Origin of the sequence: Shewanella oncorhynchi, assembly GCF_030848765.1 — a bacterium.
In the GTDB taxonomy this organism is placed as follows: Bacteria; Pseudomonadota; Gammaproteobacteria; order Enterobacterales; family Shewanellaceae; genus Shewanella; species Shewanella oncorhynchi.
Genome location: NZ_CP132914.1, coordinates 1,866,851 through 1,880,717, shown reverse-complemented (window position 1 = coordinate 1,880,717; position 13,867 = coordinate 1,866,851). Strand labels below are relative to the sequence as shown.

The window sequence follows — 13,867 nt, the reverse complement described above, 5'->3', positions numbered from 1 at the left end:
GGGTTTTTCCGATTAAGGCAAGATTAGTTAGGACAAGTCGCAATGACCCCACTGTTTGTCACTAAAATCGTCACGTCGTCCTTACCTGCAGTAGCAGCATAGGTTGCCACTTGAGTCTGCATTTCAACCGTGGCAGCCGCGGCCATACCATCCGTTGATTCCTTTTCTTTAGGATCAACAATCGAACTGTGGTGACCTTTAGCGAAACGCACAACGCCATGACCTTTGCTCGTGCTATCGGCACAAGGTAGCCCGATGGCAGCGATCAGCGGCTCAGTGCCCGATAATGGGAAGTTATCGACGCGATTAGGCAGCACTTGATCTGCTAAGTTACCGTTACCATCACCCGCCACTTCAATTAAGTGAACAGGTAAGCCTGTCGCTTTTAACATAGCAGCATGGTTAACAGGATCTGCAGAATCTACCGCTGTTTGAACCGCAAAGGCAAACGTCGGAATAAATTGGGCATATACCCCCTGCACCAGTGCCGCATATTCAGGGCTACCAGGCTCATAACCTGCTGTATTAGCCGCATCGACCTGTGCTTGGAAAGTTGCAGATGCCGTAATATTACTAAACAGTACTGGGCCAAAGGTTGCAGAACCTGCGAATGATCCTGCTAATCCACCTGCTGGCGCAACTAAGGATACAGCATTGATAACATAAGCATTTGGCAAGGCATCGCCGGTTGCTGGATTCTTCATACCTGTGCTGGCATAGGTCGCAAAATCGGTGCCCACAATGGCGCCTAAACTCAGACCTTGAGCACTGATTTTAGTCACATCAAATACTTGCGGCTGACCTGCTTGTGCTAAGCCCTGTGCTAAGCCCGTAAGAGCAAGACGCACCCCTAAATGGTCCATCGTCGCTTGACGGAAATTATCTCGCACCGACAAAGTGCTAGAAATATTCACAAACACCAACGGGTTACCATTTTTAAAGGCGTCCGGTTTACCAACAACTGCACCGAAGGCAGGATCTGTCGCAGAGACTTCATAAATCCCATCTCCGTTAGCATCAAATGAACGCGCACCGTGAAGTGGCATATCAATAGCAACAGTCGCAACCCCCATTGCCGCATACGTGCCGGCATAGGCCAATGACATTTCTTTACCGCCACCTAAACCGTGAAGGGCAATTGTTGTTGGCCAACCAGATGTAGGAGGAATAAACTCACGACCTTGCTGTTGATAAAAAGCGGCCAATTTCGTTGCATTGGGCATAGAAATCAGTACAGATACTGTTTCATAACCTTTGATTGCTGGAATAGGATTGAATTTAGTCAGATGTTTGGTTTTATCAACTGCCGTACCATCGTCTAAAACCCATGTTTTACCCGCCATTAACGAGGGATTAGCTAAAGCATCAGCAGGGTTAGCAATACCATTAGCCACCGCTTGCATACCAAAATTATTCTGGCTGAGTGTGCCCGCTTGCAGTGCAAGTAGCACAGATACAGGGCTATCACCTTGGGCTTTCCAATGACCATTAATTAATGGTTTACCTTCAGCGGATAAACAACCAACTGAAGAACAATCACCGTAAATAGGCAGTTTAATTTTTGCCGTATACACATCAGCCAAGTTTGCGGCAACATAGGCAGCTCCAGCAGCTGGTGTTAAGCCCGCCACTTGAGCCACAGTCAATCCAGTCGGTGTTGGCATCTGGGCAAAGCTTGGTGCATAGGGAGCCCCCTTCGCCATCAGCAGTTTGGTGGTTTCATAGACGTTAGCAACAGACTGAGTGGTAAATAAGCCAGAGTAACTGATGGTTAAAGGATCGACCTTATGGGCCGCAGCAATCCCTTTCTCATAACTGTTCACTAAGGTTTGCAGCATCAATTGATCTGGTGTTTCTAAAGGTAACGTATTGATATCCAGCTTCAACAAACCATAGGTCGTTGAAGGAGCGATACCACGACCTTCAGAATCTTGAATAAGATTCGTTGTCGCATAAATATAAGATTGCCCAGCTTTGAGTGGCTTAAGCGGAATTATTACCACTTTTTTGCCCGAAGCGGTTGATATAAAGTCAACGCCAAACTGCAACTCAGCGCCCACTTTACAGGCTGAAACTGACGGTTTAGCCTTACATTCGGGATCAGACGATAATGCGCCGCCTACTGTGGCTTCAAACATTCTGACAGCACCCGGTTGTGCAACCGATGCCGCCATTAAGGTCAGCGGTGTACCGTCATGTTTTTTCGCCAAATCGATATCAATAGAAATCGGTGATGTTGTCGACCACCCATCTAACGCCCCAAGCGCTATTTGTGGATCAACATAATTGCCCGAGCTTTCACCCGGAATCGATAATGTGCCATCTTTGGTGCCACTGAACAGCAAATCATTCGGTAATGGAACTTTTGAATTAGCAGGGTCGAACACCATGTGCGATTCAGGGATGAGCACTTCTGTCTTATCCTTGAGTTCATTAAAACTGTCCTCACCACATCCTGTGAGGCCCAGTGCAGATGCAATCGCAACACCCAAAATGAGTCTTTTCATCTTTTTTCCCCAAATCTTGTTGTAATAGTTTTGTTTTCCCCAAGAAATTAGTCACAATAGCTTTTAGATCTGTGACCAATAGGGCTTATGTTAGCCCCTAACTCATTTCAAGTTAACGTAAAAATATTGAGTTAGCCACAAGTTTGTCACAAAGATTTTAGCTATTGATAACAAAGTTTCATTCATTTGTTTGAAACATGCGTTTATCACTTCGGCGACTCTAGAAGTGGCGGGCATTCTCGCCAAGAGGAAAAAGAGACTCATGTTGGAATATCAAGCAGCAAAAGATTTACTCAAGGGCAAGACGATTTTAGTCACAGGCGCTGGTGCTGGCATAGGCCGAACCGCCGCCATTGAGTTTGCAAAACACGGCGCCACTGTGATTTTACTTGGTAAAACAGTGAAAAAATTGGAAGCAGTTTACGACGTAATAGAACAAGCCGGTTATCCCAAACCTGCTATAGTGCCATTAGATCTTAAGGGCGCAACGGAACAAAATTACCGCGATATGGCCGATACCATTGCCGAGCAATTCGATCATTTAGACGGCTTATTACATAACGCTAGCTTACTCGGTGCCTTAGGTCCGTTTGAACACATAGATATTCCATCACTCGAAGACGTGCTCAAAGTGAACGTCACGGCCCAAGTCATGCTAACTAAAGCATTACTACCTGTGATGCGCCAAGCACCCAGTGCATCGATTATCTTTACGTCGAGCAGTGTGGGTCGTCAAGGCCGCGCTTATTGGGGACCTTATGCCTTCTCTAAATTTGCCACCGAAGGCATGATGCAAGTTCTCGCCCATGAATGCGATGGCACCTCAGTTCGAGTTAACAGCATCAATCCAGGAGCTACCCGCACTGAGATGCGCGCTAAAGCCTACCCTGCAGAGAATCCTCTGGATCTCAAAACCGCTGAAGAGATCATGCCGACCTATCTCTATTTGATGGGTCAAGATTCTAGTGCCGTCAACGGACAGCAGTTTAACGCACAGTAATCGAATCGCTTATTGAGTTTCTGCCGGTATGATTCAGCAATATTAAAGGGCCTATCAAGGGCTCTTTAATATTTTAGATATTCTCAAAATGAAACCCAGAACTTGTCGATGACATTAAGTACGACAAAGATACCGCACCGCCAATCTTAGCTTAAATGAATTTTTGCAAAATAAATCATAGCCTTAGCTTTGGCGACTCTGTTTGATTCATCAAGCGAATTTTGCGTATCCAGCTGTGAGTCAGCTAACTCATGGCTGGAGTAATAACTTACCCACAACTCATTTCCATCAATAACAACGCCCGCATAACTAGTATCGCCCTTCGATGGCAGTGTCAGTAGTTCTTGAACCACGCCAGTATCTGGATGAATTTCAACTAAAGCCGTTCGAACTTGTTCATCATATAAACGCACTACAGCCAACAAACGGGATTGATACATCAACATCACTGGCCCACCAATGCGCTTATCGAGTTCTTGCCATTGCCAATCAGTGAATGGCATTTGACTGCGGCCGAGTAAACCGACAAATTCTGGGCCCCATACGGGATCGCGCCTCAATAGACAAAAGCCGTTTTCTTGATGAAAAACAATGGCAGTTTCATTGACATAACCTTGATTATTAAACACCTTTAACCAAGTCTCAAACTGCACCCCATCATCACTTTTATACAAGCGGGTATCGCCATCAGGCCCAGCGCGATAACCCACGCCATAGAGTGCATTTTGATGCTCGGTTAAGCGCCATAACCAATAGCCTTTATCAGCGACTTTTAACGCATCCGACCACGCTAGCCCATTGGCTGAGCGCCAAAGATGTGATTGTAAGCCGGACTTATCGTGTAAAGTCCCGCCGCCGAGTAAGAGTAATTCCCCTTGATACTCAATCAGTTTGCCATCGCGTAAATCCGCCTCATCCGAACGGATCAGCGCCACGCTCTGCCAAGTGTCGCCTAAATCCGCTGAGCGTAGAATTCGTAGCGCACCATCGGGTGACACATGGGCAGTCCCTTCACGGAAAACGCAAAACAGTGCCCCCTGAAACGTGATTAAATCGGTAAACGCATTATGGGCAGCGTGTTCCCAAATCCGTTTCACTGAAATTAGCTTCATCCATTCACTCCTCAATCCAACTGAGACTTGTTATAACATAGCTGCAAATAACAGAAAGCAAAAAGGCCGCTTAGCGGCCTTTTTCATTGGGATAAAACAACTTAGCTGCGCTGACGCGATGGCTTAGGTTTTCCCGTTCCGGTTACTTTATGCTTACGTACGGCGCGGCGAATTTTAGCACTCTTCACCTGAGCACGGGCTACGCTGTGTTTATCAGCGGCGAGCATAGTACGAGTTTCGGGCTCAAGACCCGCCAGCTTACGCAAGTAGTTAACTTGCTCTACGGGCAATTCAACCCAGCCACCGCGAGGCAGTGATTTTGGCAGTTCGACCATACCATAACGAATACGGATCAAACGACTCACCTGTACTTCTTGGGATTCCCACAAACGGCGCACTTCACGGTTGCGACCTTCGCGTAAACACACATGCCACCACTGGTTCATGCCTTCGCCGCCCGCTGGTTTGATGCTATCAAACTGCGCAGGGCCGTCTTCTAACATGACGCCAGTACGTAAACGTTGTACTGTCGCCTCAGGGATTTCACCGAAGGTACGCACTGCGTATTCGCGGTCAACTTCGTTCGATGGATGCATTAAGCGGTTCGCCAACTCACCATCTGAGGTAAACAACAATAAACCTGAGGTGTTGATGTCTAAACGACCTACCGCTACCCAGCGTGAATCACGCACTTTAGGTAAGCGATCGAATACCGTTGGACGGCCTTCAGGATCTTTACGACTACAAATTTCGCCTTCAGGTTTATGATATGCCAGCACACGGCAAATCACATCTTCGGCAGACTTTAACGAAATGGCTCTGCCATCGATACGCACTTTAGCATCCGCTTCAATACGATCCCCAAGGCTAGCAATTTCACCATCAATACTAACTCGGCCTGCAGCAATCCATGCCTCCATCTCACGACGGGAGCCATGGCCTGCACGGGCCAAGACTTTCTGCAATTTTTCACTCATTAGTATTATGCTCTTCTGACTGTTCTGGCGATGATTTCAAACCTGAAAAAACCGCCTGCAATGACTCAGTATCCGACAGCGGCGGTAAATCCGCTAAGGTGTCTAAGCCAAAATATGCTAAAAATTCTAAGGTAGTGGCATATAACGCGGGTCGCCCCGGTACTTCTTTATGGCCAACTACTTTAATCCAATGTCTATCTGACAAACTTTTTATGATATGGCTACTTATAGCCACACCGCGCACCTGTTCAATATCGCCACGAGTCACAGGTTGACGATAGGCAATTACCGCCAAGGTTTCTAATGTCGCACGCGAATATTTAGGCGCCTTTTCTTGCCACAGGGGTTGCAAAAAAGGACTCAAGACTTCTAAGGTCTGGAAGCGATAACCCCCAGCGACTTTCACAAGTTGCACACCTCTGTCTTGATAATCCTGCTGCAGCTCATCCAATGCAGCTTTTATTTTGTCTCTAGAAACCGTGAAATCCACCAATACAGTGTCTTTCAACATTTTCGCCGACAAGGGTTTCCCCAATACAAACAAACTCGCTTCAATAAGCTGTTTTAATTGAGTCGGATTTATCTGCATCAATTAATAGGCCTTAACGTAAATAGTTGAAAACGGCTCTGTTTGGTACAATTCGACCAATAATTCTTTGACTAATTCCATCAAAGCTAAGAAGGTGACTACCACGCCGGCACGGCCTTCTTCTAGGGTAAATAAACGTTCAAATGCCGTAAAATCTTCCGAGTTCAGCATGGCTAAAATCTGGCTCATGCGCTCACGGGTCGATAACTGTTCACGCTTAACGTGATGATCTTCATAGGCATCGATACGTTTGAGTACATCACCAAAGGCACGGGCAATTTCAAACAACGAAACTTCTGGCGGGATCATTAACGGCTTAATGTCGGGTGCTGCCACTGCTTTGGCTTGAAATACATCCCGCTCGAGCCGCGGTAAATCATCGAGTTTTTGCGACGCTTCTTTAATCACTTCATAGGCTTTCAACTGACGGATCAATTGCGCCCGAGGATCTTCCTCAACCTCATCTTCGGCCACCATACGCGGCAGCAGCAAACGGGATTTAATCTCGGCAAGCGTTGCCGCCATCACTAAGTAATCAGCGGCAAGTTCGATTCTAGCCTGAGTCAGCAACGTAATATATTCTAAATACTGCGCGGTGATTTGCTGAATGGGTAAATCGACAACGTCTAATTTTTGCTTACGGATCAAATATAAAAGTAAATCCAATGGCCCTTCAAAGGACTCGAGGAATACTTCTAATGCCTCAGGCGGAATAAACAAATCCAGCGGCATTTCGGTCATTGCCTGACCACGAATAACGGCTAAGGGTAAACTTTGTTGCGTGCCCTGCATCCGCTATCTTGCTCCGTTAACACTGCGCTATCCAACCTAGGCTAACGCCAAACGCGCGATTATACCTGTAAATCTACGGCGATAAAACTGCCAAATGTTGACTACCACTATCCGAATCACTTACCCGCATCCATTAGCGATAAATCTAATGCGGCAGATTTAGAGGAACGGCGTGATATCACCCGCGCCTTCACGTAAAATCTCGGCGCCATCTTCAGACATATCAATCACAGTCGTTGGCTTTTCGCCTAAATAACCACCGTGGATAATCACATCCACTTGATGCTCGAGCAAATCACGAATTTGTTCAGGATCAGACTCGGCAAATTCTGCATTTGGCATCACCAAACTGGTCGACATCAGCGGCGCATCTAAGGCTTCAAGCAACGCCAGTGCGATCACATTGTCGGGCACGCGAATACCTATGGTCTTTTTCTTATCATTTTGTAAGCGACGCGGCACTTCTTTGGTCGCTTTAAAAATGAAGGTATAAGGCCCAGGCGTGCAACTTTTTAGAATGCGATACGCTTGATTATCCACTTTGGCGTAGGTCGCAAGCTCAGATAAATCGCGGCACATCAATGAAAAGTTATGATCGTTCTCGATTTGACGAATTCTCGCCATCCGCGTCATCGCGTCTTTCTCACCAATCAGGCAGCCTAAGGCATAGCCTGAATCGGTGGGATAAACAATCACACCGCCGCTTTTCAATACGGCGACCGCCTGACTAATAAGCCGCGTTTGCGGATTTACTTCATGTACATAAAAAAACTGACTCATGGTCGTTCCATCCAAGATTCCGATTGCCAGACCCAATCAATACCTTGGGGCTGATACAGATTTTTACCTAATTCTATCCAATTGCTCGGAAAGTGAAAATCACTCCCTATCGATGCAAGCAATTGATTTTGTAAGCTCAGCGCCACAAGATTGGCCCTGTCGTCTAACGTTTGCTGGCCGAGTACCACTTCCATGGCATCTCCACCCGCTTCTTTAAATTCACGCACTAAGCGCTTAAGCCACTTAGCCGATAACTTATAACCACTAGGATGCGCCAACACGGCTAACCCACCGGCGTTATGTATGATATCAATGGCACTGGCCATATCACCCCAATTATTAGGCACATAACCGGTTTTACCGCGTGCAAGGTAGCGTTTAAAGACGCTCGGCATATCCACAGCATGACCATTTTCAGCCATCCAGCGAGCGTAATGTCCACGGCTCAATGCCGCATCACCCGCCAACGCCTTAGCACCTTCGTAGGCACCTTCAATGCCAGCTTTAGCTAATCTATGACCAATTTCTTGAGCACGTAATTCACGTAATTCACGCTGGTTTTCTAAAAATGCTAATAACGCTGGATTATCAGCATCGAAGTTAAGCGCCACTATGTGGATATCGTAACTGTTCCAGCGAGTAGAGATTTCCACGCCAGAAATCAATTTCAATGGAGTAGCTTGAGCCTGATTAAAGGCACGGGCTTCAGGTAAACCAGCCACTGTGTCGTGATCGGTAATGGCAAATAACTGCACACCCTTTTCAAGGGCTCTTGCCACCAATTCAGACGGCGTTAATTGACCGTCTGATGCGGTCGTGTGGCTGTGTAGATCAGCCAATATGCTTTGAGTATTCATGGTGCTATTGTACGCGAACTTGTTAACAAATGCGCTGCTATCTCGTATTTTGTGGCTGAGTAACATCAATTTTATGCATCATTGCAGCGAATAAATCGCAGAAAATGAAAAATATTCAATTGACATTCAGCTCCAGCTAAGGTTTTCTATACACCAATTACTGAATTAGCGAGACCCTTTTGAATGACACACATTAACGCTTCATTAAACATCATTTGGTGGTGGCACTTCCCAACGTAGCGGGTGGTGTGAAGCTCTGTGCTCATTTGAAAGTGACCAGAATCAACAAGAAGCCCGCAGAAATGCGGGCTTTTTTGTTAGGTGCGAAAAATGTCGGCAGACTCGGGTAAAAAAATGAAGAAAGCGAGATAACTCATGATGTTAAAGACATTTTATAAGGTAGCTGGAATATGAACATGCCCAAACAGACATTCGCACGCTCAAGCACACTCAAGGCGGCATTAACCTACCACAGCGATCCACTACGCTTATATCAGCACATCACCCAAGATGCGCCCCATACTATGTTGCTCGAATCGGCCGAAATCGACAGTAAAGATCACTTAAAAAGCATGGTAATGACCCATGCCGCCATGATGATCCGCTGTGACGGTTATCAGCTGACCTTCACCGCACTGACCGACAATGGCGCGAGCTTACTTGATCCCATCGAGCTCTTTTTCAGTACTGCTGTCAATGTCGCCAGAGATAACTTGACCTTAGTGATCACACTGCAAAAAGACACTCAGCTGCAGGATGAAGATGCGCGCTTAAAATCGACCTCGCCACTCGATGGTCTGCGGATGTTTATCCAGCAGATTGATTGTGGCGCTCATACTGACAGCCAGACTAAACCCACCTTTGAGGATCTGTTTTTAGGTGGCGTGCTGGCATACGACTTGATTGATACTGTAGAACCACTGCCCGCCGTACCGAACCGCGATAACGATTGCCCTGACTACTTATTTTACCTCGCTGAAACCTTAATCCTTATTGACCATAAACTGAAACAAGCTGACATCATTACCCATAACTTCAGTGGCGATTCCGACCAGTATGCCGCCATTACCGCAGCGCTAAGCGAGCGAGTTCAGCAGTTAAGCACACAATGTAAAACTCTGGGTAATTCACCTGCCGATATACCGACACTGGTCGCCATTGACGCAACTGAGCAAGTCAATATTTCCGATGAGGTGTTCAAACAAACCATTATCGATTTGAAAGAACACATTATTGCGGGCGATATTTTCCAAGTGGTGCCATCCCGTAGCTTTAGTTTGCCTTGCCCGAATACTTTAGGGGCTTATCGTGCCCTGCGCCTGACTAACCCTAGCCCTTACATGTTTTATTTCAGAGGCCAAGATTTCACGCTTTTTGGTGCCTCACCAGAAAGTGCGCTCAAATTTGATGCCAGCAGTAATCAGGTAGAAGTCTACCCGATTGCAGGCACCCGCAAACGCGGTAAAACCGCCACGGGCGAGATTGATTTTGACTTAGACAGCCGTATTGAACTTGAACTGCGTTTAGATAAAAAAGAACTGTCGGAACACTTAATGCTGGTCGATTTAGCTCGCAACGATATCGCACGCATCAGCCAAAGCGGCAGCCGCAAAGTCGCCGAACTATTAAAAGTTGACCGTTATTCCCACGTGATGCACCTCGTCAGCCGTGTAACGGGTCAACTGCGCCAAGATTTAGATGCCCTGCATGCTTATCAGGCTTGTATGAATATGGGCACATTAGTGGGCGCACCAAAAGTACGTGCATCACAACTGGTACGCCAAGCAGAAAAAGCCCGCCGCGGCAGCTATGGTGGCGCTGTGGGTTACCTTAATGCCCTTGGTGACATGGACACTTGCATCGTTATCCGCTCCGCCTTTGTTAAAAATGGCACCGCCTTTATTCAAGCGGGCGCTGGCGTGGTATTTGATTCGGATCCACAAAGCGAAGCAGATGAAACCCGTCAAAAAGCCCAAGCCGTGATTTCAGCCATCAAGATGGGCGCTGGACTGCTAGTAACTGAATCACCAGTGAATGAATCGTCAGCCCAATCCACTTCAGCACAATCCTCTTCAGCACAATATAAATAGGAGCCAAACATGAAACTCTATCTACTCGATAACTTTGACTCCTTTACCTATAACTTAGTGGATCAATTTCGCAGCCTTGGCTGTGAAGTGGTGATTTACCGCAACGATGTTGCCGCCGATTATATAGCTGAAAAACTGCTTAACGAACAAGAGCCTGCAGCCCTCGTGTTATCACCTGGACCAGGTGCCCCCCATGAAGCAGGTTCTATGATGGCACTTATCGCCAAAGTTGCGGGTAAGGTGCCTATGATGGGTATCTGCCTTGGGCATCAAGCCATGGTGGAATATTACGGCGGCACAGTGGCACGCGCACCTTTTGTGGTACACGGCAAGGCAAGCCCCACTTTCCATGACGGTACTGGCGTATTTGCTGGTTTGCCCTCTCCCCTGCCCGTTGCCCGCTATCACAGTCTCGTTGCCACTCAAGTACCGGATTGCTTGCAAGTGATTGCAACCACTGACGCTATGCCTATGGCAATTTTGCACCCTGAGCATAGAGCCGTTGGGTTTCAGTTCCACCCAGAATCAATTCTGACAACGTTGGGCAGCACACTGCTCATTCAAACCTTGGCATTTCTGACCCAAGACATGACAGCAGGAGTAAATGCATGAGTACAAACAATATTCAGCCTTTACTCGACGTTTTATACCAAGGTAAGAGTTTAAGTCGCGAGCACACCGCCGAACTTTTTGGCGCGTTAATTCGCGGTGAAATGAGTGAAGCCACTATGGCAGGCATGTTAGTCGCGCTCAAGATGCGCGGCGAAACCATAGATGAAATCAGCGGCGCCGCCGATGCGATGCGCGCCGCCGCCAAGACGTTTCCCTACTCGAATGGCGATAACCTTAGCAATGGAATCGTTGACATAGTTGGCACCGGCGGCGATGGCTTTAATACCATTAATATTTCCACCACTGCGGCCTTTGTTGCCGCGGCGGCAGGCGCTAAGGTCGCCAAACACGGCAATCGTAGCGTGTCGAGTAAATCGGGTTCATCGGATCTATTGGCGCAGTTTGGCATTGACTTAACCATGTCACCAGACACCGCCAGTCGTTGCCTCGACGCATTGAACCTGTGCTTTTTATTTGCGCCCCACTACCACGGCGGAGTAAAACATGCGGGGCCGGTCAGGCAAGCACTGAAAACGCGCACCTTATTCAATGTGTTAGGGCCACTTATCAATCCCGCACGCCCAGAATTTATGTTACTTGGCGTTTATAGCCCTGAGTTAGTCTTACCAATAGCAAAAGTATTAAAGGCGCTTGGCACAAAACGCGCTATGGTAGTGCACGGCAGCGGTTTAGATGAAGTCGCGCTGCACGGCAACACCCAAGTGGCCGAATTAAAAGATGGCGACATCATAGAGTATCAACTCACACCCGCCGATTTAGGTGTGCCTTTAGCACATATCAGTGACTTAGAAGGCGGCGAACCCGCGCAGAATGCCTTGATCACCGAGGCAATTTTGAAAGGTTATGGCACAGATGCGCATGCCAATGCGGTCGCCATCAATGCCGGTTGTGCTTTATATGTGTGTGGAATTGCTGATTCAGTGAAAACGGGAACCTTACTTGCGCTCAGTACCATACAAAGCGGTAAAGCCTTTGAATTGTTAAGCCAATTAGCTAAAGTCAGCAGTGAAACAAAGGAATAAGTGGCAATGACTCAAGAACTGATAACAAATAGCCAAGATATGAGAACTCAGCCACAGGCAGAAACAAACCCTATGCCAAAAAGTAATGTGTTAACCCGTATAGTCGATACCAAAGCTGCCCATATTGCCGCCCTGAAGCTGCGTTTCCCCGAGGCCAGTCTGTCGCCAAAAATCTCTGACCGCAGTTTATTTGCCGCACTCAAGGCGCCCAAGGCGGGTTACATTTTAGAATGTAAAAAAGCCAGCCCGTCCAAAGGGCTTATCCGCGATGTGTTTGATGTAGAAGCCATTGCCGATATTTACGGAAAATATGCGGCGGGCATTTCGGTATTAACCGACGAGCAGTTTTTCCAAGGGGATATGGACTATATCCCTAAGGTGCGCGCTCGGGTGAACCAACCTATTCTGTGCAAAGATTTTTTTGTCGATGAATACCAAATTAAACTCGCCGCCCACCAAGGTGCCGATGCCATTCTGTTAATGCTATCCGTACTCGATGATGCGCAATATCACCGCCTAGCGAAAGAAGCCGCTAAGTATCAACTCGATGTGCTGACCGAAGTCAGTAACGAAGAAGAACTTAAACGCGCCATCGCATTAGATGCGCCGATTATCGGGATCAATAACCGTAACTTAAGGGATTTGAGTACCGATCTCGCCACCACAGAAACGCTGGCGCCACATATTGGCAGCGACCGCGTGGTGATCAGCGAATCAGGCATCTACAACAATCAGCAAGTACGCCGCCTGAGTCCACTGGTTGATGGTTTCCTCGTCGGTAGTTCGATAATGGCCGAGGCTGATATCGACTTAGCCTGCCGTAAATTGATCTTCGGTCACAATAAAGTCTGCGGCCTCACCCGCATGGAAGATATTCGCGCCGCGGCAACGTCAGGCGCCGTCTATGCCGGGCTGATTTTTGCTGAAAAATCCCCGCGCGCATTAACCCTTAATGCAGCTGAACAATTGCTCAGGGAATATCGCGCATCCGCGGCTCCCGCCATTGAATTCGTCGGTGTGTTTGTTAATGCCGCGCCAAGCACCATTACGGATACCGCAGCCAGTTTGCAGTTATCTGCCGTACAGCTGCATGGCACTGAAACTGAACTTGAAATCGCACAACTCGCAGAGCGACTTGAGCAAGCGGGACTCACTACTCAAATTTGGAAAGCCGTCAGCGTCGATGCGCAAACGGGTGAGCTTGGTAACTTACCTCAGGGAGCATCGCGATATCTCTTTGATAGTAAAACGGCAGACCAATTTGGCGGCTCGGGCCAAGCCTTTAATTGGCAAAGCATTGATGCGAAATCCCTCTGCCCACAAAAAGCCCATGCCATGTTGGCGGGCGGACTCAACGCCGACAATGCGGCCAGTGCTAATGCCCAAGGATTTTACGGTTTAGATTTTAATTCTGGCCTAGAAACCGCCACAGGAATTAAATCGGCGCAACTGATCCAAACGGCTTTTGCCCATTTACGTCTCTAAATGGCGAGATAAAACATTCATAT

Annotated in this window: 12 protein-coding genes and 1 other annotated feature; of the genes, 5 read left to right on the top strand and 7 right to left on the bottom strand. The window is 47.5% G+C overall.

Features of this window, described 5'->3' with window-relative positions:
• Positions 1-23: 23 nt before the first annotated feature.
• Positions 24-2,507 (bottom strand): VolA/Pla-1 family phospholipase, encoded by a 2,484-nt coding sequence (locus RA178_RS08505; protein ID WP_263166041.1) that lies wholly within the window; start codon positions 2,505-2,507, stop codon positions 24-26.
• A gap of 262 nt (positions 2,508-2,769) precedes the next feature.
• On the opposite strand from RA178_RS08505, the gene RA178_RS08500 reads away from it, so the two are divergent.
• Positions 2,770-3,507: a YciK family oxidoreductase gene (locus RA178_RS08500; protein ID WP_105252124.1), complete on the top strand. Its 738-nt coding sequence runs from the start codon at positions 2,770-2,772 to the stop codon at positions 3,505-3,507.
• A 146-nt stretch (positions 3,508-3,653) separates the two neighbouring features.
• Here the strand turns inward: RA178_RS08500 and RA178_RS08495 are convergent, their stop codons facing one another.
• The 6 genes from RA178_RS08495 to rnm form a co-directional block, all read right to left on the bottom strand.
• Positions 3,654-4,619, bottom strand: coding sequence for an exo-alpha-sialidase (locus RA178_RS08495; protein WP_306685131.1), 966 nt, complete (start codon positions 4,617-4,619; stop codon positions 3,654-3,656).
• Positions 4,620-4,720: 101 nt separating this feature from the next.
• Positions 4,721-5,596: a 23S rRNA pseudouridine(2605) synthase RluB gene (rluB, locus tag RA178_RS08490; RefSeq protein ID WP_306685130.1), complete on the bottom strand. Its 876-nt coding sequence runs from the start codon at positions 5,594-5,596 to the stop codon at positions 4,721-4,723.
• Positions 5,589-6,185 carry an SMC-Scp complex subunit ScpB gene (scpB, locus tag RA178_RS08485; RefSeq protein ID WP_113940746.1) on the bottom strand — a complete coding sequence of 199 codons (597 nt, stop codon included), beginning with the start codon at positions 6,183-6,185 and terminating at the stop codon, positions 5,589-5,591. Before scpB ends, rluB begins: the two co-directional genes overlap by 8 nt.
• Before the next feature lie 3 nt (positions 6,186-6,188).
• Positions 6,189-6,977, bottom strand: a complete 789-nt coding sequence (locus RA178_RS08480; RefSeq protein WP_105252121.1) for a segregation and condensation protein A — start codon at positions 6,975-6,977, stop codon at positions 6,189-6,191.
• Between the two features lie 159 nt (positions 6,978-7,136).
• On the bottom strand, positions 7,137-7,757 hold the full coding sequence (locus RA178_RS08475) for an L-threonylcarbamoyladenylate synthase (protein WP_028760994.1): 621 nt from the start codon (positions 7,755-7,757) through the stop codon (positions 7,137-7,139).
• The gene (gene rnm, locus RA178_RS08470) at positions 7,754-8,614 is read right to left on the bottom strand and encodes an RNase RNM (RefSeq protein ID WP_219253898.1); all 861 of its coding nucleotides are present in this window, start codon (positions 8,612-8,614) and stop codon (positions 7,754-7,756) included. Before rnm ends, RA178_RS08475 begins: the two co-directional genes overlap by 4 nt.
• A 210-nt stretch (positions 8,615-8,824) precedes the next feature.
• Positions 8,825-8,932: a sequence feature (Trp leader region), on the top strand.
• 98 nt (positions 8,933-9,030) lie between these two features.
• Here rnm and RA178_RS08465 point away from each other — a divergent pair.
• From RA178_RS08465 to trpCF, 4 genes are read left to right on the top strand one after another with little or no spacing between them, the layout of a single operon-like run.
• Complete coding sequence (locus RA178_RS08465) at positions 9,031-10,704, top strand: anthranilate synthase component 1 (RefSeq protein ID WP_306685128.1); 1,674 nt, start codon at positions 9,031-9,033, stop codon at positions 10,702-10,704.
• Between the two features lie 9 nt (positions 10,705-10,713).
• Positions 10,714-11,316 (top strand): aminodeoxychorismate/anthranilate synthase component II, encoded by a 603-nt coding sequence (locus RA178_RS08460; RefSeq protein WP_306685127.1) that lies wholly within the window; start codon positions 10,714-10,716, stop codon positions 11,314-11,316.
• A complete protein-coding gene (gene trpD / locus RA178_RS08455) occupies positions 11,313-12,359 on the top strand; it encodes an anthranilate phosphoribosyltransferase (RefSeq protein ID WP_168824194.1) in 1,047 nt (348 codons plus the stop codon). The genes RA178_RS08460 and trpD overlap by 4 nt, the downstream gene beginning before the upstream one ends.
• Positions 12,360-12,365: 6 nt before the next feature.
• Positions 12,366-13,844: a bifunctional indole-3-glycerol-phosphate synthase TrpC/phosphoribosylanthranilate isomerase TrpF gene (gene trpCF, locus RA178_RS08450; protein ID WP_306685125.1), complete on the top strand. Its 1,479-nt coding sequence runs from the start codon at positions 12,366-12,368 to the stop codon at positions 13,842-13,844.
• The last annotated feature ends 23 nt before the right edge of the window (positions 13,845-13,867 follow it).